25 protein-coding genes and 2 tRNA genes are annotated in these 23,839 nt (G+C 64.9%); 7 read left to right on the plus strand and 20 right to left on the minus strand.

Features of this window, described 5'->3' with window-relative positions; genetic code table 11:
• Nucleotides 1-13: 13 nt before the first annotated feature.
• Complete coding sequence (locus AC1M14_RS00640) at nucleotides 14-1,219, minus strand: aminotransferase class V-fold PLP-dependent enzyme (RefSeq protein ID WP_479730763.1); 1,206 nt, start codon at nucleotides 1,217-1,219, stop codon at nucleotides 14-16.
• Nucleotides 1,220-1,325: 106 nt separating this feature from the next.
• Nucleotides 1,326-1,401, minus strand: a tRNA-Asn gene (locus AC1M14_RS00645).
• A 154-nt stretch (nucleotides 1,402-1,555) separates the two neighbouring features.
• Between AC1M14_RS00645 and AC1M14_RS00650 the strand changes: the two genes are divergently transcribed.
• Nucleotides 1,556-2,317, plus strand: coding sequence for a Crp/Fnr family transcriptional regulator (locus tag AC1M14_RS00650; protein ID WP_479730764.1), 762 nt, complete (start codon nucleotides 1,556-1,558; stop codon nucleotides 2,315-2,317).
• Nucleotides 2,318-2,327: 10 nt separating this feature from the next.
• Here AC1M14_RS00650 and AC1M14_RS00655 read toward each other — a convergent pair whose 3' ends face one another.
• The 3 genes from AC1M14_RS00655 to AC1M14_RS00665 are packed head-to-tail and all read right to left on the minus strand — an operon-like array spanning nucleotide 2,328 to nucleotide 5,166.
• Nucleotides 2,328-3,602: an NnrS family protein gene (locus tag AC1M14_RS00655; RefSeq protein WP_479730765.1), complete on the minus strand. Its 1,275-nt coding sequence runs from the start codon at nucleotides 3,600-3,602 to the stop codon at nucleotides 2,328-2,330.
• A complete protein-coding gene (locus AC1M14_RS00660) occupies nucleotides 3,599-4,378 on the minus strand; it encodes an ABC transporter ATP-binding protein (RefSeq protein WP_102773002.1) in 780 nt (259 codons plus the stop codon). The genes AC1M14_RS00655 and AC1M14_RS00660 overlap by 4 nt, the downstream gene beginning before the upstream one ends.
• On the minus strand, nucleotides 4,375-5,166 hold the full coding sequence (locus tag AC1M14_RS00665; RefSeq protein ID WP_479730766.1) for an ABC transporter permease: 792 nt from the start codon (nucleotides 5,164-5,166) through the stop codon (nucleotides 4,375-4,377). The genes AC1M14_RS00660 and AC1M14_RS00665 overlap by 4 nt, the downstream gene beginning before the upstream one ends.
• A 332-nt stretch (nucleotides 5,167-5,498) precedes the next feature.
• Here AC1M14_RS00665 and AC1M14_RS00670 point away from each other — a divergent pair, with 332 nt between their 5' ends.
• The 4 genes from AC1M14_RS00670 to AC1M14_RS00685 all read left to right on the plus strand — a co-directional run bounded on the left by AC1M14_RS00670 (nucleotide 5,499) and on the right by AC1M14_RS00685 (nucleotide 12,061).
• Nucleotides 5,499-8,504: a TonB-dependent receptor domain-containing protein gene (locus tag AC1M14_RS00670; RefSeq protein ID WP_479730767.1), complete on the plus strand. Its 3,006-nt coding sequence runs from the start codon at nucleotides 5,499-5,501 to the stop codon at nucleotides 8,502-8,504.
• 63 nt (nucleotides 8,505-8,567) lie between these two features.
• The gene (locus AC1M14_RS00675) at nucleotides 8,568-9,455 is read left to right on the plus strand and encodes a Slam-dependent surface lipoprotein (RefSeq protein WP_479730768.1); all 888 of its coding nucleotides are present in this window, start codon (nucleotides 8,568-8,570) and stop codon (nucleotides 9,453-9,455) included.
• 143 nt (nucleotides 9,456-9,598) lie between these two features.
• Nucleotides 9,599-10,486, plus strand: a complete 888-nt coding sequence (locus AC1M14_RS00680) for a HupA family protein (RefSeq protein ID WP_479730769.1) — start codon at nucleotides 9,599-9,601, stop codon at nucleotides 10,484-10,486.
• A 96-nt stretch (nucleotides 10,487-10,582) separates the two neighbouring features.
• On the plus strand, nucleotides 10,583-12,061 hold the full coding sequence (locus tag AC1M14_RS00685) for a surface lipoprotein assembly modifier (protein WP_479730770.1): 1,479 nt from the start codon (nucleotides 10,583-10,585) through the stop codon (nucleotides 12,059-12,061).
• Nucleotides 12,062-12,067: 6 nt separating this feature from the next.
• On the opposite strand, the gene AC1M14_RS00690 is transcribed toward AC1M14_RS00685, so the two are convergent.
• From AC1M14_RS00690 to petA, 9 genes are all read right to left on the minus strand, one after another.
• Nucleotides 12,068-13,093, minus strand: coding sequence for an ABC transporter substrate-binding protein (locus AC1M14_RS00690; RefSeq protein ID WP_479730771.1), 1,026 nt, complete (start codon nucleotides 13,091-13,093; stop codon nucleotides 12,068-12,070).
• Nucleotides 13,094-13,264: 171 nt separating this feature from the next.
• A complete protein-coding gene (locus tag AC1M14_RS00695; protein WP_111826202.1) occupies nucleotides 13,265-13,471 on the minus strand; it encodes a sulfatase in 207 nt (68 codons plus the stop codon).
• A gap of 1 nt (nucleotide 13,472) precedes the next feature.
• Entirely contained in the window at nucleotides 13,473-14,231 is a 759-nt protein-coding gene (locus tag AC1M14_RS00700; protein ID WP_258231402.1) for a GAF domain-containing protein, read from the minus strand.
• A gap of 208 nt (nucleotides 14,232-14,439) precedes the next feature.
• Nucleotides 14,440-14,515 (minus strand) — tRNA-Thr (locus tag AC1M14_RS00705).
• Between the two features lie 76 nt (nucleotides 14,516-14,591).
• Nucleotides 14,592-15,041: a ClpXP protease specificity-enhancing factor gene (locus AC1M14_RS00710; RefSeq protein ID WP_102773009.1), complete on the minus strand. Its 450-nt coding sequence runs from the start codon at nucleotides 15,039-15,041 to the stop codon at nucleotides 14,592-14,594.
• 12 nt (nucleotides 15,042-15,053) lie between these two features.
• On the minus strand, nucleotides 15,054-15,665 hold the full coding sequence (locus AC1M14_RS00715; RefSeq protein WP_006216817.1) for a glutathione S-transferase N-terminal domain-containing protein: 612 nt from the start codon (nucleotides 15,663-15,665) through the stop codon (nucleotides 15,054-15,056).
• A gap of 154 nt (nucleotides 15,666-15,819) precedes the next feature.
• Complete coding sequence (locus tag AC1M14_RS00720) at nucleotides 15,820-16,671, minus strand: cytochrome c1 (protein ID WP_102773010.1); 852 nt, start codon at nucleotides 16,669-16,671, stop codon at nucleotides 15,820-15,822.
• A 23-nt stretch (nucleotides 16,672-16,694) separates the two neighbouring features.
• Nucleotides 16,695-18,083: a cytochrome b gene (locus AC1M14_RS00725; protein ID WP_102773011.1), complete on the minus strand. Its 1,389-nt coding sequence runs from the start codon at nucleotides 18,081-18,083 to the stop codon at nucleotides 16,695-16,697.
• A 70-nt stretch (nucleotides 18,084-18,153) separates the two neighbouring features.
• A complete protein-coding gene (petA, locus tag AC1M14_RS00730) occupies nucleotides 18,154-18,795 on the minus strand; it encodes a ubiquinol-cytochrome c reductase iron-sulfur subunit (RefSeq protein ID WP_102773012.1) in 642 nt (213 codons plus the stop codon).
• 140 nt (nucleotides 18,796-18,935) lie between these two features.
• On the opposite strand from petA, the gene mscL reads away from it, so the two are divergent.
• Nucleotides 18,936-19,382: a large conductance mechanosensitive channel protein MscL gene (gene mscL, locus AC1M14_RS00735; protein WP_102773013.1), complete on the plus strand. Its 447-nt coding sequence runs from the start codon at nucleotides 18,936-18,938 to the stop codon at nucleotides 19,380-19,382.
• Nucleotides 19,383-19,467: 85 nt separating this feature from the next.
• Here the strand turns inward: mscL and AC1M14_RS00740 are convergent, their stop codons facing one another.
• Nucleotides 19,468-20,244, minus strand: coding sequence for a Nif3-like dinuclear metal center hexameric protein (locus tag AC1M14_RS00740; protein ID WP_111826200.1), 777 nt, complete (start codon nucleotides 20,242-20,244; stop codon nucleotides 19,468-19,470).
• A 19-nt stretch (nucleotides 20,245-20,263) separates the two neighbouring features.
• Between AC1M14_RS00740 and AC1M14_RS00745 the strand changes: the two genes are divergently transcribed.
• On the plus strand, nucleotides 20,264-21,424 hold the full coding sequence (locus AC1M14_RS00745; protein WP_102773015.1) for a trypsin-like peptidase domain-containing protein: 1,161 nt from the start codon (nucleotides 20,264-20,266) through the stop codon (nucleotides 21,422-21,424).
• On the opposite strand, the gene AC1M14_RS00750 is transcribed toward AC1M14_RS00745, so the two are convergent.
• From AC1M14_RS00750 to AC1M14_RS00770, 5 genes are all read right to left on the minus strand, one after another.
• Nucleotides 21,421-21,786, minus strand: a complete 366-nt coding sequence (locus tag AC1M14_RS00750) for a helix-turn-helix transcriptional regulator (RefSeq protein WP_479730772.1) — start codon at nucleotides 21,784-21,786, stop codon at nucleotides 21,421-21,423. The two genes, AC1M14_RS00745 and AC1M14_RS00750, sit on opposite strands and share 4 nt — an antisense overlap.
• Nucleotides 21,787-21,862: 76 nt before the next feature.
• Entirely contained in the window at nucleotides 21,863-22,654 is a 792-nt protein-coding gene (tatC, locus tag AC1M14_RS00755; RefSeq protein WP_102773017.1) for a twin-arginine translocase subunit TatC, read from the minus strand.
• The gene (gene tatB / locus AC1M14_RS00760) at nucleotides 22,651-23,148 is read right to left on the minus strand and encodes a Sec-independent protein translocase protein TatB (RefSeq protein ID WP_102773018.1); all 498 of its coding nucleotides are present in this window, start codon (nucleotides 23,146-23,148) and stop codon (nucleotides 22,651-22,653) included. Before tatB ends, tatC begins: the two co-directional genes overlap by 4 nt.
• Before the next feature lie 72 nt (nucleotides 23,149-23,220).
• Nucleotides 23,221-23,448 carry a Sec-independent protein translocase subunit TatA gene (tatA, locus tag AC1M14_RS00765; RefSeq protein ID WP_102773019.1) on the minus strand — a complete coding sequence of 76 codons (228 nt, stop codon included), beginning with the start codon at nucleotides 23,446-23,448 and terminating at the stop codon, nucleotides 23,221-23,223.
• A 14-nt stretch (nucleotides 23,449-23,462) separates the two neighbouring features.
• On the minus strand, nucleotides 23,463-23,831 hold the full coding sequence (locus AC1M14_RS00770) for a histidine triad nucleotide-binding protein (RefSeq protein WP_102773020.1): 369 nt from the start codon (nucleotides 23,829-23,831) through the stop codon (nucleotides 23,463-23,465).
• Nucleotides 23,832-23,839 lie beyond the last annotated feature (8 nt).

The raw sequence follows: 23,839 nt of genomic DNA on the forward strand, positions 1-23,839 counted from the left end.
TCGGGATTGAGTCCTAAATGCTGCGCAACGCCTCCAACAGCCGGTCGATCTCCTCCCCGCTGGTCAGGTAGCTGACCGACGCCCGCGCGATCTGCGTCAGGCCGCGGGCCTGCATGTCCAGCGGCGTGTAGGGCACGCCGTTGCTGCCGATGGTCACGCCGCGTCCGGCCAGGGCGCGCTGCACCGATACGGCGTCGCGCCCCGCCATATTGAACGACACCAGCCCCGAGCGCTCGCGGCCCTGGTCCAGCACCGTGATTCCGGCGATGTCCTCCAGTTGGGCGCGCAGCGTCTCGGCCGCCGCGTCGATGCGCATGCGGATCGCGTCCACGCCGATATCCAGCGCTTCCTGCAAGGCGTTGGCCAGGCCGCAGCGCAGCGCCAGCGAGTTCTCGGCGGATTCCAGGCGCGCCGCGTCCTGGCGCAGCACCGGCTGGCCGTCGGCGCCCAGCGGCGCCGAATGCGTGTCGACGCAGGCCGGGGTCAGCTTGTCCAGAAAGTCCCGCCGCACGTACAACAGGCCGGTGCCGCGCGGGCCGCGCAAGGCTTTGCGCCCCGCGCCGGACAGCACGTCGCAGCCGATCTCCGCCACGTCCACCGGCAACTGGCCGACGGCCTGGGCCGCGTCCACGAAGTAGGCGATGCCGTGGCGCCGCGCCACCAGTCCGATGGCGGCGGCCGGGTTGATGAGGCCGCCGTTGGCGGGCAGCCAGGTCAATGCGATCAGGCGCACCCGCTCGTCCAGCATGGCCTCCAGCGCCTGCGGGTCCACGCAGCCGCTTTCGTCGGAAGGAATGGTCTCCACGATGGCGCCCGTGCGCTGCGCGGCCAGGCGCATGGCCGCCAGATTGCCGCCCCATTCGTGGCGGCCGACCAGGATGCGGTCGCCGGGCCGCCAGGGCGGCAGCGCGGCGAAGGCCGCGCTCCAACCGGGCGAATTGCCGCCGGTCAGCGCGATCTCGTCCGGCTGCGCATTGAGCAGACGCGCCGCCAGCAGGCGGGCGCGCTCGGTCTGTTCGCGCGCGGCCACGCCGGCCTCCATCGGCCCCATCGTGGCTTCGCGCTGCAGATGCGCGTGGATGGCCTCCAGCGTGCCGGTCGAAGGCAGCGATGCGCCCGCATGGTTGAAGTGCACGGTGCTTCGCAGGCCCGGCGTCCGGGCGCGCAGCGATTCCAGGGTGGAGTCGGTAAGAAGGGAAGCAGTCTGGGAGGCGGGCATGAAGGCTCCGGCGAGGCGGTGGAACCCTCATGCTATCGGTTGCGCGGCGTTCGTCCAAATGCAAAAGGCCCGCAACGAATTGCGGGCCTTTCAGTACTGCATTCTTTGGCTCCCCGAGCTGGGCTCGAACCAGCGACCTGCGGATTAACAGTCCGTCGCTCTACCGACTGAGCTATCGGGGAACAGGTAGAGGGGCCGAATTATGCACAAAAAATGGAAAGAATGCAAAACGGGCCGGACGATGCAAGGCGCTTTTACATCATTGCGATTGATAACTGTTCTTATTAATATAAGGCGCGTGCCGACGAGGTGCTACTACTCGCTACAGGAACCCCCATGCATTCCTCATTCCTGAACAAGGCACTGCTAAGCTTCCCGGCGTTCAAGCAGGCCAACCGGAGCACCCTGGAGGCGCTCGCCTCGAGCGCGCGGCGCATGGTGCTATCACCCAAACAGCACTTGTTCCATATGGGCGAGGCCGCGGAACACTTCTTCTGGATCGAGCGCGGCGGCCTCATCATGTACCTGCCCAGCTACAACGGCGACGAGAAAGTCGTGCAGACGCTGGAAGGCGGCTGCCTGGTCGCCGCCACCGTCATGTTCTCAGACAACCGCGACTATCCGCTGTCTGCGCAGGCCAGCGCGCGCACCGTGCTTTACCGCCTGGACCGCGAGCCGCTGCTCGACATGGCGCGCCATTCGCCGGCCTTCGCCTATACGCTGCTGCAGATCGTCTCCAGCCACGTGGTGCACGCCATCAACCGCATCGATCTGCTGACCATCACCAACGCCACTCAGCGCCTGGTCACCTATCTGCTGGACCTGTACCGCGAACACCGCAGCGCATGGATCACGCTGCCGGCCAGCCACGCCGTGCTGGCGCGCCAGCTCAACATGACGCCCGAAAACCTGTCTCGCACGCTGGGCGCGTTCCGGCGCGCCGGGCTGATCGGCGGACGCAATCGCGAACTGGTGCTGCTCGACGTCGACGCGATGTGCCGCCATGCGCGCCTGCCGCCGCCGGGGCCGAAGTTCGCCAGCCGCCACAGCGTGGCCGCGCAGGACAGCGCGCTGTTTCGCTGCTGCTCGCTGCACTGAGGCCCGCGCTTCAGCAGCGCGTCCCGTGGCGCGACATCGGGCTGCGCTGCTTGCCCAGCGGTTCTGCGCAGCCCTGCTGCCCGTCGGTCCGCGGCCCGCACAGCACTGGCCACGCGTGCCACAGATAGGCCGCGAACACGCCGGTCCAGCCCAGGCCGGCGCCCAGCAGCAGCCATGACGCCCACGCGCCCAGCGTCGGCAGGCCGGCCGCGGCGCGCAGCAGGGCGGCCAGCGCCAGCACGGCGGCGGCCACGGGCACCCAGGGACGGCGATCCAGCCAGCGTCCGGCGTGTATGCGTCCGGCCAGGCTCATGATGGTGAAGATGGACAAGCCCATCGCGCCGGCCATCAACACATGGCGTCCCGACGACGCCGGCGCCAGTCCGGTCAGCCACGCCAGCCCCATCGCGCCGTAGCCCAGCGCGACCAGCCAGTAGCTGGCATACAGCATCAGCGCCCAGCGCGTGAAAAGCGCCTTGCCGATATGCCAGTCGTTGAGCAGGTTGAGCATGGCTGCCGCCGCCGCCAGCGCGGTCCAGCCGGTCACCGGCCCGCCGCCCAGCAACCATTGCGCCACGCTGCAGGCCGCGATGCAGAACACCGCCAGATGCCTGCGCGGCGGACGCGCCACGTAGCCGGCCAGCCCGGGCGGCGGCGCGCCGGGGCGGCCCGCTTCGATATAGCCGTTGACCACGTTCATGGATACGCGGCTGCCGGCCAGCACGATCAGAATCATCATCAGGTCCACGCCCACGTGCAGCCAGGCCAGCGCGTCCGCCTGCCGCAGCAGGGCCGTGAAATAGCCCGCCTGCGCCGCGCCCAGCGCGCCCAGCGCCCAGGCGAAGCCCAGGTGGCTGCGCGCCGGATCGCGCCACAGCGCCGGCGCCAGCCGCAGCAGCAGCGCCAGCACGAACGCCAGATTGCAGACGCCCGCCAGCACCACGCCGCTGCCGCCGGGCAGCCATTGCGCGGCCGCGTAGGCCACGCGCGCCGCCAGCCACAGCCCGGCCAGCGCCGCCAGCACGCCGGGCCGCGGCGGCGCGGCGCCCGTGAACTCCGGCACCGCCGTCAACAGAAACCCAGCTACCGCCGCCATGCCGAATCCGTACAGCAGTTCATGGCCATGCCAGAGCAAGACGCCGCCGGGCGGCCGCCAGCCGTCCAGCCCGGGCAGCGCGGACTGCAGCGCCAGCAGCCAGATCGCCAGGAACAGCACCGCGCTCGCGGTGGTCAGTACGAAGAACGGCCGAAAGCCGCAGCTGAACAGAGGATGCCGCAGGTTCATGCGCGCGCGCTCCCGGTTGCAAGGTCCGGCGCCTGCGGCGATGCGTCGGGCAGGCCGAAGCCGGCGCGCATGGCCGGGGTCTGGATGAGCTGCGCCGCCGTCTGGTAGATCCAGGCTTCATCGCGCCGCGACTGCGGCAGGCCGAGGGTGAACTCGTCCTGGATACGTCCGGGCCCCGGCGCCATCATGATGATGCGGTCGGCCAGCCGAACGGCCTCCATCAGGTCGTGCGTAATCATCAGCACGGCGGTGCCGCTGTGCTCGACCTGCCGGCGCAGCATGGCGTAGAACTCGAGTTTCAGACCGATATCCAGGGCCGAGAAAGGCTCGTCGAGCAACAGCAGGTCGGGCGCCAGCGCCAGCGCGCGGCCCAGCGCCACGCGGCTCTGCATGCCGCCGGACAACTCGTGCGGATACTTGCGCAGGTCCTCTTCGGCCAGCCCGAGGCGGCCGGCCCATTCGATGGCGCGCTGCCGCCGCGCCGCGGCGGGCAGGCCCAGCGCCTTCAGCCCCATGCCGATATTGCCGACCACGTTCTTCCACGGCATGAGCCGCGGCTGTTGGAACATGCAGCCTATGCCCCGGAACCCGATATGCACCATGCCTTCGGAAGGCGCCAGCAGCCCGGCGACGATATGCAGCAAGGTGCTCTTGCCGCAGCCCGACGGCCCCATCAGCGCCAGCGTCTCGCCCGCGCGCAGATCCAGCGCGATCCCTTCCAGGACCTCGGACAGCCCGTAGCGCTGCGACAGTTCGCGGATGTGCAGCGCGCTCATGAATCGAGGCTGCGCCAGCGTTCGGCCATGCGCTTGAAGGGTTCCAGCAACAGGTATTCGGTCGTCAGCAGCAGCCCCAGCACGGCCACGACCCAGGCCATGGCGGCCGTGCTGTCGAGCTGCCCACGGGCCGCGCCCAGCGCCGCGCCGGTGCCGTCGGCCGCCGCCAGCAGTTCGGCCATCATCACCACTTTCCAGGAAGTGCCCAGCGCCGTGATCCAGGCCGGCAGCAGATACGAGGCCACGTGCGGCAACTGCACGTCGGCCAGCACCGCCCACCACGGCAGGCGGTAAACCCGCGCCACGTCCATGAGCTGGTTGTCCAGCGTGCGCGCGCCCTGCATGGCGCCGGCGAACACGATGGGCAGGCAGGCGATGAACACGGTGAACACCGGCGTCGCGTCGCCCACGCCGAACCACAGCATGGCCAGCACCAGCCAGGCGATGGGCGGCATGCCCAGCAGCAGCGTGGCCAGCGGGCGCGACACCATCGCCGCCGTCAGCGAACGGCCCGCCAGCATGCCGAGCACGCTGCCCGCCAGCACCGCGCCGCCCAGCCCCGCCAGGCCCCGGCGCGCCGATATGGCCAGCTCCGGCACGGCCTCGCCCGCGGCCGTCATGGCCGCCAGCTTCATCATGGTCTCGGCCGGCCCCGGCAGGATCAGCGCGCCGTAATGCCGCGCCGCCAATTCCCACAGGGCGCAGAACAGCAGCAGGCTGGCGATGGCGCCCCAGCCGCTCCAGAGATATGCCAGCACCGCGCCGCACGCGTCAAGCAAGCGGCGCATGGCTGACCCGCGTCTGGCGCATCGGTAGATCCGGCATGGAAAGTCACTCCCTTGAAGGTCGCGAATTCGATCCGCGAGTATCTGCGGCCCGGGAGCCCGGCCGTAATGACAATTGTCATCAACGGGCGGCCCGGCTCGCGAACCCGATGCGCCGCTTCATCGAATTTTCAATCTTGATAATTATCATTATCGTTACCGATGCTGCGTTCGCACAATGGCCTCGCCACGCAGCCCTACGCACAACGGGTCACGCGGCTCTTCCCTACCCATCACCGCAAACAGGAAAGCCCGGGGGGCCCATGCACGTACCACATCGATTCACCGCCAGGACCTTGAGCTTGCTGCTTGCCGCGCTGGGCGCAACCAGCGTCCACGCGCTGCCGGCGCCCGCCCATCCGGAGGAAAAGCCGAAGGCGCAGCCAGACTCGGGCAAGAACAAGAACGTGCACGAGCTGCAGGAAGTGGTGGTCAAGGGCGATCGCACCGAAGACGAAACCGGGCACGACGACGTCTACGACAAGGACGTCTCGAATCTGTACGTGGACCGCCAGTACATGGAGCGCTATCAGGGCGTCTCGGTAGGCGACGTGTTCGCCGGCATGAACGGCGTCTACAACACCGACAACCGCAACGGCTCGGCGTTGTTCCCGAACATACGCGGCCTGGCCGGCAACGGCCGCATCCCCGTCACGGTGGACGGCACCGAGCAGTCGCTGGACGTCTGGATGGCGCTGCGCGGTATCAACAACCGCAACTACGTGGACCCCAACCTGTTCCGCAGCATCACAGTGGAAAAAGGCCCGTCCCTGACCCGCGACATCAAGAGCGGCATTGGCGGCTCGGTGGCGATCCGCACCATCGAAGCCAAGGACATCATTCCCGAAGGGCGCGACTGGGGCCTGGAATTCAAGGCCAGCACCGCCAGCGGATCGGTCAAGGATACGTCTGATCCCTTCGATATCGTTGGCATGGACTACCGCGACATTACCGGCGCCTTCTCAGCGAAGCCGCTAGGGGCACAGGCGGGCGTGGCTTTCACTGTGCCGAAATCGGAATTGCGAGACCGTGGCGAAGTGTCGCGTTTCAATCTGCACGATCGCAAAGTCTTCATCAGCGGCGCCTATCGGCACCCGGTATTTGACCTGATGCTGGCCTATAGCGATGCCGTTCGTGGCAACTACTTTGCAGGCACGCGAGGCGCTGAAAATTTCCGCTCAAAGCCGGTGCCCCGCGGTACTTCCCTGCCGCAGAACCTGTATCCCAATTTGGCCAGGCTGTATGCGCCTGGCCGCGAGGTTCCCTATACCAGCACCGCGGCCGAAAGCTTGCTGTTCAAGAACAACTGGCATCTGCCTCACAACCAGAAAATCAGTCTTGCATACACCCGCAACAGGCTGGCGTTCGGCGAGTTGCCGGCTTTGGCGTCGGATTTCTTGATGGGATTGGTGGATGCATATGATCTCGATCTCGCCCGTATCAAATTCCGATACCCCTATCCTGCCACTCGCGTCGATCAAACCATCTATCGGTTGGGCTATACGTTCAGACCCGAAGGCTCGCGCTGGATGGATCTGAAAGTGTCGCTCTGGCGCACCGTCAACGAGAGCACGCGCTACCAGAACGGTGATACCACTTATCGGGTTTCTGACAGCGATGATCCCTGGGATCTTTGGGTGAAGGGATGTGTATTCGACCCCACCCGTTCAATGTGCAATGTCGCGCCGCCTGCCAAGGAGCCCAACATCGATGGCCGCTACAACATTTTCATCGGCAATCAGCAGGACACCCGTTCAATCCGTAGCGGGCTGGATCTGAGCAACCGCTTCCAGTTGACCGACAGCCTGGCGCTGACGGCGGCAGCCGACTGGCAATACGAACGCAAGACGGAATACCTGCCTGTGGATCAAGGCGGAATAATGCTGGCCATTAAGGCCTCTGTGGCGCTCGGTCCGGCCTCGGGCCGGCGCGAGGAGTACGGGGCAGGCCTCAATCTGGATTGGCAGGCCACCGAGAAGCTGCGCATCAGCACCGGGATACGCTATGGCAACTATTGGAGCTTCGACGACGAAACCGACCTGGCCCGGGCCAGGAAGAACCCAGACTGGGCCCGTAAACAGATCGTTACGAGCCAGCTCGTTTATCACCAGCAGCTCGCCAGCGACGAGGAACTGGCGAGGTACTCCCGAGCAGTGGAGGCGGGTGACGATTCGATAGAGTACAAGGAATGGGAAAAATATCGAACCGCCAATCGATTCGCCGGTGCAAATCCCAATCCTGATCTGGATACCGGGCTGCAATACTGGCTCGTCGAAACACCGGTCCCCCTTAGGAACGGCAAGGTCGACCGCTACGAAAACCCCTACTACAACGGCCAGCTCGATCTGGACGCAACCACGGTAGCGCAAGGCGGCACGCATCGGAAGTACAAGGCCGTGAAAAACGCCGCCATCATGTACGGCCATCGCATGCCCGCCGATCCCTGGCAGCGCCCGGACAAACGGCGCGGCCGCGCCTGGTCGTCGCAACTGGTGGCCTCGTACCAATTGGCCGAGCGCGCCCGCCTCTATGGCCGGGTGGCCAGCACCGCTCGCTTTCCCAGCATCCTGGAAGTCGCCAATCGCGGTGTGTGGGGTGAATTCCCCGTCAAGACCAAGCCCGAGCGCAGCCAAGCCTGGGAAACAGGGCTGGCCTACAACCTGGGCGGGCTGCTGCAAGCCGTGCCCCAGGCCGACGTCAAGCTTAGCTACTACCACAACAGCATACGCAACTTCTACGACCGTACCGAAAGCATGAACGTCATCCAGTTCGATCGCAAGGTCATGAGCGGGCTGGAATTCCAAAGCCGGTTCGACAGCGGCCGCTTTTTCGGCAATCTGGGCGCCACCCTGCGGCTGCGCCAGGATATGTGCGATGCCGATTTCGCGGTGCAACTCGACCCCAGCTTCCACAGTTTCTCTACATGCATGCCTGGCGGATTTCCGGGCAGCATGTCCTATTACGCACTGCAGCCGCGATACTCCATCAACCTGGACTTGGGTACGCGTCTGCTGGAGCGCAAGCTGAACCTGGGCGTGCGCATGCGCTATCACAGCCGCGCCGAGAACAAGAAGCTGGAACGTATTTCCCAGAGCGGGAGCGGCATATTGAACATGCGTCCCTACTACTGGGACCCGGTAATGCTGTTCGACCTGTATGCCGAATACAACTTCAGCCGCCGTGCCAGCGCGCGCTTGAGCGTGGAAAACCTGACCGATCTGTACTACCTCGACCCGCTTTCCAAGGTCGCGTCCCCGGGGCCGGGCCGCACCGTACGGCTGGACGTGGCGCTGCGCTATTGAACGTGTTTTTGCCGGCTTTCATGAAAACCGGCGCCTTCCCACTCCTCTCTATGGAGAATCATCATGAAGAAAACCCTTATCGCCACCGCCATCCTGGCCGTGGCCGCCTCGTCCGCGATGCACGCGCAAGCGGCCAACGTGCAGGGCGGCTCATCGAATGGCAACATGGTCACCGTCGGCTACTCCAACTTCCCGCTCTTCATCACCACCCTCGGCTACACCGGGCTGAGCATGAAGCGCACGGATGGCTGGTTCTCCTCCTACATCGACGTGCACGGCGGACCGGTAAGCATCGTCGGAAGCCAGTCGGTGGCCAATAGCTCCGGTGCCTACTACGCGCGCGTCCCCGTGTTTTCGTTCATCAAGGTCGCCCAGGTCTGGCACAGCACCCGCGATAGCGCGGCCAATGTCTACAGCATCCGCCAGGTGATGACTCCTTACTTGCCGTTTTGGCCGCAATTCGGCGGCCTGGTCGTAGGCCAGGTCAAGGGCACCACCAAGGGCAACGGCGTGTACTTCGGCGAATGGGCCAAGTCCGTTCCGTATCTCAACCCGGGTGACAGCACCGATCTGAACATGGCCAACGGAAGCCGCACCGTATGGTACGCGGGCGACAACGCCGTTACCCGCATGCCGACGCTGGTCGCCGCCAAGTATGACGTGACCGGCATCCGTCAGACCGGCGTGGGCGACAACATGCCGTACGCGCCCAAGCTGTACAAGGGGGTGCTCACCGCCAACTACAGCGGCGGCCGCGGCACGATCGACGGCGCCATCGCACGGGGGCGCGACCGTGTCGACTTCGCCGGCACCACCATTGCCTCCAACGGCAAGTTCACCAAGGGCAATGCGATCGAAGGCCGCTTCTACAACAACGCGGAGGCGCTGGCCGGCATCTACAAGGGCCGGACCGCCGCTGATCACGTCGCGTTCGGGGGCACGCGCCGTTAAACCCCAGGCCCGCAGCTGAAGCAACAGGAGGACGAGCACGGGCCTCGCGCCGCCGCACCGGGAACAGTCGGCTGCGGCGGCGCAGGAAAGTTTGTGGGCCTTCGTTCCGGAACCAGCGCACTTCCAACTTTTGGAGATGCAGCATGAAAAAAAAATTTATTGCTAACGCCATCCTGGCCATAGCTGCTTTGTCGGCGCTGCACGTGCAAGCGGCCAACGTGCAGGGCGGCTCGTCGAATTACAGGATGGTGACCGTCGGTGCTTCCAACTTCCCGTTTTATGTCGCCGACCGGGGCTATACCGGGCTGAGCATGACGCGTGCGGATGGCTGGCCATCTGCCTACATAGATGTGCACGGCGAACCGGTAAACATCGTCGGAAGCGTGTCGTGGGCCAATAGTCCGGGTCCTTTCTACGTGCACCATCTTGCCTTTTTGTCCCTCAGGGTCGCGCAGGTCTGGCACAGCTCCCGCAATCGCACGGCCAATATCTACAGCATTCGCCAGACGATGATCCCGTATCCGCCGCACTGGCCGCAGTTCGGTGGCCTGGTCATAGGCCAGGTCAAGGGCACCACCAAGGGCAACGGCGTGTACTTCGGCGAATGGTCCGAGTCCGTCTCCCATCCCAAAAGGGGCGACAGCGCCGACCTGAACATGAGCAGCCGCAGCCGCACCGTATGGTACGCGGGCGACAACGCCGTCACTCGCATGCCAACGCTGGTCGCCGCCAGGTATGACGTGACCGGCATCCGTCAGACTGGCGTGGGCGACAACCTGCCGTACGCGCCCAAGCTGTACAAGGGCGTGCTCACCGCCAACTACAGCGGTAGCCGCGGCACGATCGTCGGCGCCATCGCACGGGGCCGCGACCGTGTCGACTTCGCCGGCACCATCATTATTTCCAATGGCAGGTTCATCAAGGGCAAAGAGATAGCAGGCCGCTTCTACAACAACGCGGAGGCGCTGGCCGGCATCTATAAGGGCCGGACGGCCGCCGATCACGTCGCGTTCGGGGGCAAGCGCCGCTAGACCCGAGGCCCCAGCTGAGCGCCGGAACAGCCGGTTGCGGCGACGCAGGAACGACCTGCTGAACTTCGTACTCATTCCTTCCCGATCCGATACCCCATGCCCATGTTTTTTTGTCGCGGCGCCGCGCTGTGCCTGCTGTTGACCTGCCTGCCCGCTGCGTATGCCAGCGACGACGATACCCGCTACCTGCTCGAACGGACACGCCGCGCGACCGAGCAGCGCGTACGGCAATTCGGCGAGCCCGTTGCGCCGCCCGGCGCGGTGGTGCACGAAGGCAAGATCTACGAAGTGCAGACGAACCTGCAGGATCTGGAACCCGCCATCTATATCGCCTTGAATACCGGCCAGTGGGAACGGCTGGTCGAATTCGTCGGCCGTTATCGGCTGTTGCGCGACCATCGTCCGGCGCTGGTCGATATGGCCGAAGGGTTGCTGGCCCGCCAGGCTGGCGCTATCGCATTGGCGGTGCGCCGGCTGCAGGCCGCGCACGCCGCCGATCCCGAGGACGCCCGCATCCGCCTGGAACTGGCGCGGCTGTTGTTCGAGGACAATCGCGATGCCGAGGCGCGCGCCATGTTCGAGCAGGTGCAGCGCGGCATGCTGCCCGACTCCGGCCGCATGCAGACGCAGCAGTACCTGTCCGCGCTGGGCGCCCGCGCCGGCTGGCATGGCGGCGTGGCGGTCGGCACGGGTTACGACAGCAACATCAATCAGGCCAACGGCGCCCGCACTTGCTTGAGCCGGTTCCTGAGCCTGTGCCTCAATGATCGCAAGATGCCGGACCCCATCGGTTCCAGCCTGGTGAACTATGAGCTTGTGCTGGAGCGCCGCGACAATCTGGCCGGCAACCATAACCTGCTGTTGCGGCCGATCAGCTACGGAACCTATTACCGCCGCGGCGACGCGGACGCCAGTTCGCTGGTCCGCAACTACAGCAGCGCCACCTCGGTGCTGTATCTGGGCTACCAGTACCTCGACGCGCGCAACAACATCAGCCTGCTGCCCTATGTGGAGCACTATTTCCGCGACGGCTACACCTATTATCTGGCCGGCGGGCTGCAATGGGAGTGGCGTCGCAGCCTCGCAAGAAAATGGCAGATGAACGTTCTGCTGGACGCGCGCCGCTTTCGTTATCGCGCGCGGGCGCGGTTCATCAACAGCGACTACAGCCAATACCAGGCCGGGTTGTCGGTCAGTTACCTGCCGCGGGCTTCGACCTCGATCACCGCCGGCGTGGACGTGGTGCGCAAGGCATTTGCGCTCAAGCCGGCCAGCGGCAAGGAAGTGGTGCTGCGCGCCGGCGTCTTTCATGCTTTCAGGGGCAAGCCCGGTTTCTACCTGAACGCGCAAGGCATTTTCCGCATCGGCCGTAATGACGCCTACGACGGATTCCTGGGGGGACGCCGAGGCGACCGGTTGCAGGTCTATCTGGTGACGCTGGGCGCCGAGGGCTGGAAGATAGGGGGCATGACGCCGGAGTTGCGGCTGCGGCGCAGCATCAATCGCAGCAATCCGGACTGGGCCTACAACTACGCCCAGAACGAAGTGGGGCTGACGCTGCGCCGCGTGTTTTGAGCCGCCTCAGCCGTAGAAATCCGCGGCGGGCAGCTTGCCGCCGATCAAGCCGGGCTGGACTTCATGCACACGCTCGAAGAAATACTCCAGTTCGGCGCGCACGCTGGCCGCGGCCATGGGCTTGTCGCGCGAGGCCTTCAAGGCGTCGGCCACGGCCTGCGGGGTCAGCATGCGGATATGCTTGGCGACCAGTTCGCCGCAGGCCTCGGGGTTTTCGAGGCACCAGGCCTGCGATGCGGCGTATTGCCGGCGCACCCGTTGGCACAGTGCGGCATTGCCCAGCGCCTTGCCCAACGCCGCGAGTCCGGCCTGGGGAATGCGCGGTTCGCGTTTCAGGACCCTGCCCCATTCCGCGGACAGGTCCAGGCCGCGATGCAGTTTGGGCGCCACGGCGGACACGGGCAGGGACTGCGTCTTGCGCAGCGCCATGGACACGGCGGGCTCGGGCAGCACCGCGTGGCTCACGCGGCGCAGGACCAGCAGCTGGACCGCATCGAATGGGGTGGTGACGTAACGCAGCGAGAAGTCCTTCTGCGGGTCCAGCCCTTGCGCGCGCGCCAGCACGCCGAAGAGGATATCGGGCATGTCGCCGCGAAACGGCACGGCGATTTCCTGGCCGCGGAAGTCGGCCAGCGAGCCCGTTTCGCCATTGCGCGTGACCAGCCACAATATTCCCCACACGGACACGTTCAACAGCCGCAGCGGTACGCCGCGGTTGTACAGGTTGGCGGCCACGTTGGTGGGCGAGGCGATGAAGTCGGCGCCGCCTTCCACCGCCCAGGCGCGCATCTGGTCGGGATTGGTCCAGAGCGCGAACTTGGGCGTCACGCCCTCTTCGGCCAGCGCGCCGGACTCGACCATGTGGATCAGGGGGAACGACACCGTGATCGGCGGCCCGGCCAGCACCAGCCGGTCCGTAGCGGCCGCGGCGCGCACGCGCACGGCCGGCAGCGCCGCCAAGGCCGCCGCCGCCAGCAAGGCGCGCCGGCTGCGTGAAACGGGCAGTTCCTGATGTGAGTGTTGAGTATGCATGCCGCAAAGCCCTCCGGTTGGTATCCAACCCGCAGTCTTTGTGCTTTGCGTTCAAATGCGAATGATAATTATCAACTTGGCGTGGCGGCCGATACGTAGGCGAACAGATGCGACTGCGCCGGGAGATCTATCGCGCGTAAAAAAGGAAGTCCACGGACTTCCTTTTTGAATTCAGGTGGGAACCCGCTGCTTTAGCGGCGATGGCGGACCGGCGTCCTCGAGCGCCCCTTGCCTGATGCCGGCGCTTCCGCTCGTAATTGCCCGCATTCCGAATTCGGTAAGCGTCAGTTCGCGAACTTTGATGACTGCACCCGGTTTCGAAATGAGCTTGGACTCTTTGACGAAAGTCTCGGACGACTTCTTGGTGGCAAGGTTCATATCAATACCTTTTCGTGACAAAGTCGCTAATGGCCTTGGCGCCAGCACCGACAATCTCCACAACATCGTCGCGTTCGAAGAGCGCACGGTCACTTGAATCAAAGTAGATCACGCCAATGGGATGCTGTCCAGATCGGTCCAGAACGGGCACGGCCATTGCCGAGTAGCGGCCGGGACCCAGTTTGCGGGCTTCCGCTTCCGTGTATCCCCATTCGCGCACCAGTTCGGTACGAAGTTGCTCCTCCGTCCCATCCTGACTGGACATTACCAGCGGCTTCTTGCTTCGGATGGCTCTGCCGGTTATGCCGGTATGGATGGAGAACGTCCGGCCAACGCCTTCGCCATTGGCGCCGGCATAGTTGATGATCTGCTCGATCTCCTGCGGCTCATGAATGGGCGGAACGACTCGATGGAAGGTTGCTCGAATGTCAGCGCCGCATCGGCGTTTGGTGCACCATTCGGAAAGCAGGGTATGCACTGCTGACACCGCTGCATAGAGCCCTTCATGGACGACATCCGGGCCATCTTTCTGGTCTTCGGCGCGAGCGATCACAATCCGGACTATGGCCGACAAGACCAGCCAGACGCAGGCGGCCGTGGCAAGCCCGAACATCCATTGATCGAATTGGGGATCACGCCAGCTTTTTACTGCGGCCGAACCGGCGACAATAATGGGCGGGCCGTTGAACAAGGCTTCTCGGGGCCATTTTTTTTGCCAAAAGCGTTTTTGCCCTGCCCCTGGAAGATGGTTTGTACGCATGCGGCCAAGCCTCCTGGAGCCATAGAGCCGACATGATTGTATCGTCGCGTAGCAGCAGGGATGGCACGGATTCCCGTCTGGTGCGGGTAAGAACCGGACGAGTCCAGGACTGCGACTTGTCGTTGCCGCCGGGCGCATATGGCTGGCTCGGCATCGCCCGGAAAAGCAAAAGCCCAACCTCGCGGCTGGGCCAAGCGCTTGGAAACATTGGTGCCGGTGAAAGGAATCGAACCCTCGACCTTCTCATTACAAGTGAGCTGCTCTACCAACTGAGCTACACCGGCGATGCGTGCGGGGGCACGCGCAGGGACCGCATTGTAATGAAAAAACGCAGTCCCCGCGTGGGGCGCCCGCAGGGCGTTACTTGACGATGGTCAGGCGCGGGCGCTTGGGTTCGTCGTCGTCGCCGCCATCGTCGCCGGAGGCGGCGACGGCGTCGGAGCCTTCGGGGGCGGCGGGGGCCGCGGCGCCCTGGGCGCCGGCTTCCGGCGGTTCGTAGGGCTGCACTTCGAAGCCCATGCCTGCGCCGGTTTCGCGCGCGTAGATGGCGCTGACGGCGCCTACGGGTACGTAGACGTTTTCGGTCACGCCGCTGAAGCGGGCCTGGAATTCGATGAATTCATTGCCCAGCACCAGGCGGTTGGTGGCCAGCGTGCCGACGTTCAGTGTGATCTGCCCGTCGCGCACGTGGGCGACGGGCACCATGGTGTGCTCGTCGACCTGCACGGTGATGTACGGCGTGTAGCCGTTGTCGGTGCACCATTCATGCAGCGCGCGGATCAGATATGGTTTGGTCGAAGTTTCACCCATTACAAAACAACCTTAGCGACGCATCACTTTTTCCGAAGGCGTCAGCGCTTCGATATAGGCCGGGCGCGAGAAGATGCGTTCGGCGTATTTCTGCAGCGGGGCGGCGTTCTTCGGCAGTTCGATGCCGTAGTGGTCCAGGCGCCAGAGCAGCGGGGCCACGGCCACGTCCAGCATGGAGAACTCTTCGCCCAGCATGTACTTGTTCTTCAGCAGCATGGGGGCGAGCTGGGCCAGGCGGTCGCGGATGTTCTGGCGAGCGTTGGCCAGCTTCTTTTCGTCGGGCTTGGCGCTGCGGTCTTCGAGCGTCGAGACGTGGACGAACAGTTCCTTTTCGAAATTGTAGAGGAACAGGCGGGTGCGGGCGCGCATGACCGGATCGGCGGGCATGAGCTGCGGATGCGGGAAGCGTTCGTCGATGTACTCGTTGATGATGTTCGACTCGTACAGGACCAGGTCGCGCTCGACCAGAATGGGCACTTGACCGTACGGGTTCATCACCGCGATGTCTTCGGGCTTGTTGTACAGGTCGATGTCGCGGATCTCGAAATCCATGCCTTTTTCGAACAACACGAAGCGGCAGCGTTGCGAAAACGGACACGTGGTTCCGGAATAGAGCACCATCATGGCGGTAAGTCCTTTATTGAAAAACGAAAGGCCAGCGCCTTAATCTAGCAGGCGCTGGCCCCAATTGCCAGGCGGGATAGGCGTACTGCCCTATCCGCCTTGTCCGTCCCTAATTACAGCGGGGGACGGCGTAAAACCTGGCGGGGCGTTGCGGTTAGCGTACGTGTTTCCAGTACGAGGCATTGAGGCGCCAGGTAACCAGGAAGAACAGCAGCAGGAACAACATGACGCCGACGCCGAGACGGACGCGGAATGTCTGGACGGGTTCGGCCATCCAGGACATGAACGCGGTCAGGTCGGCGACGTCGTTGTCGTATGTTGCGACTTGGGCCGGGTTGGCGGCCTTGAACTTGGCATCGAAGGTGGCATGGCCCTGGTAGTTGGCTACCGGTTCGGCTTTGACCGTGGAAAAACCCTGTGCATCGTACACCGTGGTGACGCGTTCCCAGGTCTTGGGGGCGCCTTCCTTGCCTTCGACCTCGTGCATGGCGACGGTGGTGAGTTCGCGCGGACCCTGCACTTCCCAGAGGGCGTGCGGCATGCCGACGGACGGGAACACCAGGTTGTTCCAGCCAGTGGCGCGCGAGGTGTCGCGGTAGAACGTGCGCAGGTAGGTGTAGATGTAGTCGGACCCGGAAGGGCCGGCGTTCACGGACTTGGCGCGGGCGATCACGGACAGGTCCGGGGGCGTCGTGCCAAACCACTGCTTGGCGTCCTTGGCGGTCATGGCGACGGTCATCATGTCGCCGACCTTTTCGCCGGTGAACAGCAGGCTTTCCTTGATTTGCTGGTCGGTCAGCCCGATGTCCTTGAGCTTGTTGTAGCGCATCGAGGACGCGCTATGGCAGTTCAGGCAGTAGTTGACGAACAGCTTGGCTCCGTTCTGCAGCGACGCCATGTCGTTGACGCGGTACGGGGCCTTGTCCAGCGGGTAGCCGCCCTCGGCGGCGAAAGTGGCGGTACACGTGAGCATCAAGGCCACGGCACCAATCAGCTTCTTGATCATGGTTAATCCGTTATCTGGTGGGCTCAGTGGGCGTGGAACGTAACGCGCTCGGGCACTTTCTTGAATGTGCCCAGGCGGCTCCAGACCGGCATCAGGAAGAAGAACGCCAGGTACAGCAGCGTGCCGATCTGCGACGTGAGGTTCAACGGCGGACTGGGCGGCTGCGTACCGATGTAGCCGAGCACCAGGAAGTTGACCATGAAGATGCCGTAGATCCACTTGTGCCAGGTGGGGCGGTAGCGGATGGACTTGACCGGGGAATGGTCCAGCCACGGCAGGAAGAACAGGATGACGACCGTGCCGCCCATGGCGACCACGCCCCAGAACTTGGCGTCGATCACGCGCAGCAGCACGGCCACGACGATCAGGATGCCGGGGACGGCGATGCGCATGAAGCCCTTCAGGTTGCTCTTGAGGAGCAGCGCGATGGCGCCCAGCACGGAAGCGCCCGCCAGCACCCAGGTGAATTCGTCGGTGGTGGCGCGCAGCATCGAGTAGAACGGCGTGAAGTACCAGACCGGCGCGATGTGCGGAGGCGTCTTCAGCGAGTCGGCGGGGATGAAGTTGTTGAACTCGAGGAAGTAGCCGCCCATTTCCGGGGCGAAGAACACGATGAACGCGAACACCAGCAGGAAGCCGGCCACGCCCATCAGGTCATGCACGGAATAGAAGGGATGGAACGGGATGCCGTCCTTGGGACGTCCGTACTTGTCCTTCGGGCCCTGTTTGATCTCGATGCCGTCCGGGTTGTTCGAGCCGACTTCGTGCAGCGCCACCAGGTGGGCGGCGACCAGCCCCACCAGCACCAGCGGAATGGCGATGACGTGGAAGGCGAAGAAGCGGTTCAGGGTGGCGTCGGAGACGACGTAGTCGCCGCGGATCCAGATCGACAGTTCGGGGCCGATGAAGGGAATGGCCGAGAACAGGTTCACGATCACCTGGGCGCCCCAGTAGGACATCTGGCCCCAGGGCAGCAGGTAGCCGAAGAAGGCTTCGGCCATCAGACAGAGGAAAATCGCGACGCCGAAGATCCACACCAGTTCGCGCGGCTTGCGGTACGAGCCGTAGAGCAGCCCGCGCAGCATGTGCAGGTAAACGACGACGAAGAACATCGACGCGCCGGTGGAGTGCATGTAGCGCACCAGCCAGCCCCACGGGACTTCGCGCATGATGTATTCGACGGATTGGAACGCACGTTCGGCATCCGGCTTGTAGTGCATGACCAGGAAAATGCCGGTCACGATCTGCAGCACCAGCACCAGCAGGGCCAGTGAGCCGAAGAAATACCAGAAATTGAAGTTCTTAGGTGCGTAGTACTCGGACAGGTGGGCTTTCCAGGTGGAGGTCACCGGAAAGCGCCGGTCCAGCCAGCCCAACAGGCCTGTCGTCTCGACGGTTTTCTCGCCAGCCATCTAACGGCTCCTTCTCTCACGTGGCGTAATGCGGATTTACTTACGTAATGAAAAAAGCGCGACGCGAGCGTCAGGCCTTGTTGTCCTCGTCGACGCCCACGATGATGCGGGTGTCGCTGAGATATTGGTACGGCGGAACTTCGAGGTTGTCGGGGGCGGGCTTGTTCTTGTAGACCCGGCCGGCCAGGTCGAACGTGGAGCCGTGGCAGGGGCACAGGAAGCCGCCTTGCCAGTTGGCGCCCATGCCGCCACCGCCGCCCGTTTCGAAGTGCGCGGTGGGCGAGCAGCCCAGATGAGTGCAGATGCCGACGCAGACGAAGATCTCGGGCTTGCGCGAGCGGCCCTCGTTTTCGGCGTAGGCGGGGGTGAAGCCGGGCCGCTTGGAATCAGGATCGGCCAGCAGGGCGTCCTGGCTCTTGAGACCGGCGATCTGTTCGGGCGAACGGTGAATGATCCAGACGGGCTTGCCGCGCCATTCGACCGTTTTCATGGCGCCGACGGGAATGTCGCCGATGTCGACTTCCACGGGCGCGCCGGCCGCGCGGGCCTTTTCAGAAGGGGAAAACGTGCTTACCAACGGTATTGCCGTAGCGACACCTGCTACGCCACCCACAGCACAGGCGGTGGTTACCCAGAAACGTCGCGAAGGATCGGGCGGCAGATTTGGATCAACCGCACCGTCATCATCATGCACCAGCGTATCCTGACTCATCTTCCTATCCTTGTTGATGCGCCCGCTCTACGAGTAGCATCACTTCTGCGGCATCGGCTTCGCGGGAATATGTAACAACATAGCAACCGCGTATTATAGCGCCAGCCCACTGGGGGGCGTATCACGAAGGGAGTGCTTTTATGAGCAAAGCGACTGGTTTCGTCAAAGAATTTCGAGATTTCGCGGTAAAAGGGAATGCAGTAGACCTGGCGGTCGGTGTCATCATCGGTGCGGCGTTCGGCAAGATCGTCGACTCGCTGGTTAAGGACATCGTCATGCCGCTGGTTAATTTCGTGCTTGGCGGTTCGGTCGATTTTTCAAACAAGTTCCTGGTCCTGTCGATGCCGGATGGCTACAACGGCCCGATGACGTACGCCGACCTGACCAAGGCAGGCGCCAACGTTTTCGCGTGGGGCAACTTCGTCACGATCATCATCAACTTCGTGTTGCTGGCCTTCGTGATCTTCTGGATGGTCAAGGCCATCTACAAGGCCCGCACCAAGGCCGAGGAAGCGCCGGCCGCACCGGCTGCGACGCCGGAGGACGTGGCGCTGTTGCGCGAAATCCGCGATCTGCTCAAGAAGTAATGAAAAAGCGCCCTGCGGGGCGCTTTTTTTGGCCCCGCCGCCGGGCCGTCCCAAGGCGGGACAGCCCGGCGGCGTGGGGGCCGTCTTACGCCGGGTTGTCGATATCGACGAATTCGACTTTGATGCCGAAACGCTCCGCCACCGCCTGGCCCAGCGCCTGCACGCCGTAGCGTTCGGTGGCGTGGTGGCCGGCGGCGATGAAGCCCACGCCGGTCTCGCGCGCCAGGTGCACGGTCGATTCCGACACTTCGCCGGTGATGTAGGCGCTGGCGCCCGCGTCCACCGCGTCGGCCAGCATGCCCTGGGCGCCGCCGGTGCACCAGGCGATCCGCGCCAGCGGCTGCTTGGGGTCGCCCACCACCAAGGGCTGGCGGCCCAGGCGTTGGGCGACGCGTTCGCCCAGCTCGCCGAGCGTCTTCAGGCCGCCGGCCTCGCCCAGCCACACCAGATTGTCCGGCCCGCAGGTCTGCGGCGAGCCGTCGTCGCGCAGCGACGGGGCCAGGCCCAGCACGCGGGCCAGTTGCGCGTTGTTGCCCAGCGTCGGGTGCGCGTCCAGCGGCAGGTGATAGGCGTACAGGTTGAGGTCGTTCTTCAGGGCCAGCGCCATGCGGGTGCGGCGCGTGCCGATGACGCGGCGATCCTCGTTGCGCCACATCCAGCCGTGATGCACCAGCACCGCGTCGGCGCCGCGTTCGACGGCGACGCGCAGCAGGGCTTCGCTGGCCGTCACTCCGGCGATAATGTGTCCGATTCCGGATCGGCCTTCCACCTGCAGCCCGTTGGGACAGTAGTCTTTGAAGCGCGCCGCCTGCAGGGTGTCGTCCAGCCAGTTGGCCAGGACCTGGGAGTCCACTTTACTCATTGCTAGTCCTATCAGAAACATGCGCCGATATTGGCTGATATTCGCTCAGGCCGTCACGGTCTGCCTGGGTATTCTATTCGTCGTCACGACCTTGCGGCCCGACCTGCTGCAGCTTGCCGGGCCGGCCGCGGGAGGGCGGCAGGCCAGCGCCGCGGGCGGCATGCCCGCCGCGCGCGCGCCGGCGGTGGCGTCCTATGCCGACGGGGTGGCGCGCGCAGCGCCGTCCGTGGTCAACGTATACACCACCAAGCACGTGAACGTGCCGCTGATTCCGCTGCCCGACGATCCGGTGCTGCGCCAGCTGTTCGGCCAGATGCCGGGCGTGACCCGGCGGCAGGCCTCGACCAGCCTGGGTTCGGGCGTGATCGTCAACCAGGACGGCTATGTGCTGACCAATTACCACGTGGTGCAGGCGGCCGACGCGATCGAGGTGGCCCTGAGCGACGGCCGCCGCGACGTCGCCAAGGTGGTGGGCGCGGACCCGGACACCGACCTGGCGGTGCTGCGTCTGGCCACGCTGCGATCGCTGCCGGCGGCCACGCTGGCGCCGGACCGCGGCCTGCGCGTGGGCGACGTGGTGCTGGCCATCGGCAATCCGTTCGGCGTGGGGCAGACCACCACGCTGGGCATCGTGTCGGCGCTGGGCCGCAACGGCCTGGGAATCAATACGTACGAGCATTTCATCCAGACCGACGCGGCCATCAATCCGGGCAATTCGGGCGGCGCGCTGATCGACGCGGCGGGCAATCTGGTCGGCATCAATACCGCCATCTATTCCGAGTCCGGGGGCTCGATGGGCATCGGCTTCGCCACGCCCATCGAGATCGCGCGCAAGGTCATGGACGAGATCGTCAAGACCGGCGGGGTCAAGCGCGGCTGGCTGGGCGTGGAACCGCAGGACGTGACGCCGGAGCTGGCGCGCGCGTTCGAACTGGACCGCGACACGACGGGCGTGATCATCGCCGGCGTGATGCGCGACGGGCCGGCCGCGCGCGGCGGGCTGCGGGTGGGCGACATCGTGCAGTCGGTCAACGGCAAGCGCGTGGCCGACACCGCCGGCCTGCTCTCCGAGATCGCCCAGCTGCCGCCGGGCCAGCGCGCCACGCTGGGCATCCTGCGCGGCGGCAAGGCGGCGGAACTGGCGCTGGTGGTGGGCACGCGGCCGGGCAAGCCGCGCTAGTACGCGCGGGTCTTGAGCATCAGGCGCAGCGCCATGAGCACGGCTTTCTTGGTGGCGGGCGGCTGCTGGCGCAGCAGCGCGCGGATTTCGGCATCGTAGCCGTCGGCATGGTCTTCCGGCCCCGCGCCGGGGCAGCCGGATGCGTCCGCGCCGGGCATTACGCCGTCGGTCAGCCAGGGCACGCAGGTATCGAGCGCGCGGGCCAGCCGCAGCAAGGTGGCGCGCGACGGCGAATAACCGTCGCGGCGGGTGAGGATGCGGTGGATGCAGGACTGCGGCACGCCGGAGATGCGCGCCAGTTGGCTCTGGCTTTTGATGCCGCGCCACCGCATCAGGGTGTACAGGCGTTGGGAAAGTGACATGGCTGCAATCTAGGATTGCAGCCATGGGCCTACAACGTGAAACGGTCCTGCATGGCTGCGGGACCGTGCGGGCGGCTTATTGGCGTTCGGTCAGGGAGCCGGAGGCTGCTTCGTCGGCCTCGTCCGGTTTGGGCGTGACCATGCGGGCGCAGATCAGGCCGACCTCGTAAAGCAGGCACAGCGGCACGGCCAGCATGAACTGGCTGACCACGTCGGGCGGGGTGACCACCGCGGCGATGACGAAGGCGCCCACCACCACGTAGCCGCGGGCGGACTTCAGCTTGGATAGTTCGACCACGCCCATCTTCACCAGCAGCACGACGGCCACGGGCACTTCGAAGGTGATGCCGAACGCCATGAACATGGTCATGACGAAGCTGAGATAGGCCTCGATGTCCGGCGCCGGCGTGATCGATTGCGGCGCGAAAGTGGCGATGAAGTGGAACACCGTGCGGAACACCACGAAATAGCAGAACGCCATGCCCGCGATGAACAGGAAGGTGCTGGAGACGATGAGCGGCAGCGCCAGGCGCTTTTCGTGCTTGTACAGCCCCGGGGCCACGAAGGCCCAGGCCTGGTACAGCACCACCGGCAGCGCCAGGATGAACGAGGCCATCAGGGTGACCTTGACGGGCACCATGAACGGCGTGATCACGCCGGTGGCGATCATGCGCGTGCCTTCCGGCAGCGAGGCCAGCATGGGCTGGGCCAGCACGTCGTAGATGGCCGATGCGCCGGGGTAGATGAAAAGCACGATGAACACGCAGATCACGGCGGCCACGGCGCGCAGCAGCCGGGTGCGCAGCTCGACCAGGTGGGAGATGAAGGTCTCCTGCTGGCCTTCTTCTTGGGAGGCGTCCTGGGTCACGTCGGAGTTCCGGAGGGCAAGACGGGCTTGGCCTCGTCAGCCTTGGGCGCGCTGGGCGCCGGGGCGGGTTGCGGGGCTGCGGCCGGAGCGGGCTCGGCCGCCGGGGGAAGATCCAGGTCCAGGCTGTGGTTCTGGCCGGGCGGGGCGATGCTGCGTTCGGGCTCGGCCGGCGCGTCGGCCTTGCCGCTGGCGGCGCGGGCGACTTCGTCGAGCTCGGCGCGGAACTGCTGCACCGGCTCCTGCAGCGAGGCCTGGGTCTCGTTCAGGGATTTCTGCACGCCCTGGGCGGCGTCTTCCATTTCGCTTTTGAACTTGCGCAGCTCGTCGAGCTCGATCTCGCGCTGGATATCGGACTTCACGTCGTTGACGTAACGCTGCGCGCGCCCGAGCAGGTGGCCGACGGTGCGGGCCACCTTGGGCAGGCGTTCGGGTCCGATGACGATCAGGGCGACGACGCCGATCACCATCAGTTCAGTGAGGCTGACATCAAACATTCGACGGCCGCTAGGAAGTTGATGCGATGAGGGCCGGCCCGGTCAGGACGGGCCCGGGAGACAGGCGGAGGTTCAGGAGTTGGATTTTTCCTTGGCCTGCACGTCGATGGTGTCGCCGGAGACGCGCTGCTGAGCGATGGGCTCGGCCGGCTTGTCGCCGTTGGCTTCCTTCATGCCTTCCTTGAATCCCTTGACGGCGCCGCCCAGGTCCGAGCCGATGTTGCGCAGCTTCTTGGTGCCGAAGATCAGCGCCACGATGACCAGAACGACCAACCAGTGCCAAATGCTGAAACTACCCATGATGTTTCTCCGAATTACGCGGTGGGGGCCACGCGACCTTTCCAGGGGCGCGGGCCGCCGATGATGTGGAAATGCAGATGCGGGACTTCCTGGCCGCCTTCGACGCCGGAGTTGATCATGATGCGAAATCCGCCATCGGGGCCTGGACTGCAACCGTTTTCCGCGGCGAGCCGCGGCGCCAATGACATCATTCTACCCAACCAACCTGCGTCCTCGGCCGTAATATCCTGCATGGATATGACATGACGTCGAGGGATAAGCAATAAATGTACCGGCGCGGCCGGATTGATGTCGTGGAAGGCGACGAAATCCTCGTCTTCATAGACTTTCTTGGACGGGATATCGCCGGTGGCGATCTTGCAGAAGATACAGTTATCGCTCATTTTTGCGG

The organism is Achromobacter sp. SX5, assembly GCF_056711425.1.

Coding starts and splice junctions, on each gene's coding strand:
- AC1M14_RS00720 (WP_102773010.1), bottom strand. CDS start 16,671: ATGATCAAGAAGCTGATTGGTGCCGTGGCCTTGATGCTCACGTGTACC.
- AC1M14_RS00640 (WP_479730763.1), bottom strand. CDS start 1,219: ATGCCCGCCTCCCAGACTGCTTCCCTTCTTACCGACTCCACCCTGGAA.
- AC1M14_RS00750 (WP_479730772.1), bottom strand. CDS start 21,786: ATGTCACTTTCCCAACGCCTGTACACCCTGATGCGGTGGCGCGGCATC.
- AC1M14_RS00745 (WP_102773015.1), top strand. CDS start 20,264: ATGCGCCGATATTGGCTGATATTCGCTCAGGCCGTCACGGTCTGCCTG.
- AC1M14_RS00690 (WP_479730771.1), bottom strand. CDS start 13,093: ATGCATACTCAACACTCACATCAGGAACTGCCCGTTTCACGCAGCCGG.
- tatA (WP_102773019.1), bottom strand. CDS start 23,448: ATGGGTAGTTTCAGCATTTGGCACTGGTTGGTCGTTCTGGTCATCGTG.
- AC1M14_RS00685 (WP_479730770.1), top strand. CDS start 10,583: ATGCCCATGTTTTTTTGTCGCGGCGCCGCGCTGTGCCTGCTGTTGACC.
- AC1M14_RS00710 (WP_102773009.1), bottom strand. CDS start 15,041: ATGGGTGAAACTTCGACCAAACCATATCTGATCCGCGCGCTGCATGAA.
- AC1M14_RS00725 (WP_102773011.1), bottom strand. CDS start 18,083: ATGGCTGGCGAGAAAACCGTCGAGACGACAGGCCTGTTGGGCTGGCTG.
- petA (WP_102773012.1), bottom strand. CDS start 18,795: ATGAGTCAGGATACGCTGGTGCATGATGATGACGGTGCGGTTGATCCA.
- AC1M14_RS00665 (WP_479730766.1), bottom strand. CDS start 5,166: ATGCGCCGCTTGCTTGACGCGTGCGGCGCGGTGCTGGCATATCTCTGG.
- mscL (WP_102773013.1), top strand. CDS start 18,936: ATGAGCAAAGCGACTGGTTTCGTCAAAGAATTTCGAGATTTCGCGGTA.
- AC1M14_RS00715 (WP_006216817.1), bottom strand. CDS start 15,665: ATGATGGTGCTCTATTCCGGAACCACGTGTCCGTTTTCGCAACGCTGC.
- AC1M14_RS00770 (WP_102773020.1), bottom strand. CDS start 23,831: ATGAGCGATAACTGTATCTTCTGCAAGATCGCCACCGGCGATATCCCG.
- AC1M14_RS00740 (WP_111826200.1), bottom strand. CDS start 20,244: ATGAGTAAAGTGGACTCCCAGGTCCTGGCCAACTGGCTGGACGACACC.
- AC1M14_RS00675 (WP_479730768.1), top strand. CDS start 8,568: ATGAAGAAAACCCTTATCGCCACCGCCATCCTGGCCGTGGCCGCCTCG.
- AC1M14_RS00650 (WP_479730764.1), top strand. CDS start 1,556: ATGCATTCCTCATTCCTGAACAAGGCACTGCTAAGCTTCCCGGCGTTC.
- AC1M14_RS00695 (WP_111826202.1), bottom strand. CDS start 13,471: ATGAACCTTGCCACCAAGAAGTCGTCCGAGACTTTCGTCAAAGAGTCC.
- AC1M14_RS00680 (WP_479730769.1), top strand. CDS start 9,599: ATGAAAAAAAAATTTATTGCTAACGCCATCCTGGCCATAGCTGCTTTG.
- AC1M14_RS00660 (WP_102773002.1), bottom strand. CDS start 4,378: ATGAGCGCGCTGCACATCCGCGAACTGTCGCAGCGCTACGGGCTGTCC.
- tatB (WP_102773018.1), bottom strand. CDS start 23,148: ATGTTTGATGTCAGCCTCACTGAACTGATGGTGATCGGCGTCGTCGCC.
- AC1M14_RS00655 (WP_479730765.1), bottom strand. CDS start 3,602: ATGAACCTGCGGCATCCTCTGTTCAGCTGCGGCTTTCGGCCGTTCTTC.
- AC1M14_RS00700 (WP_258231402.1), bottom strand. CDS start 14,231: ATGCGTACAAACCATCTTCCAGGGGCAGGGCAAAAACGCTTTTGGCAA.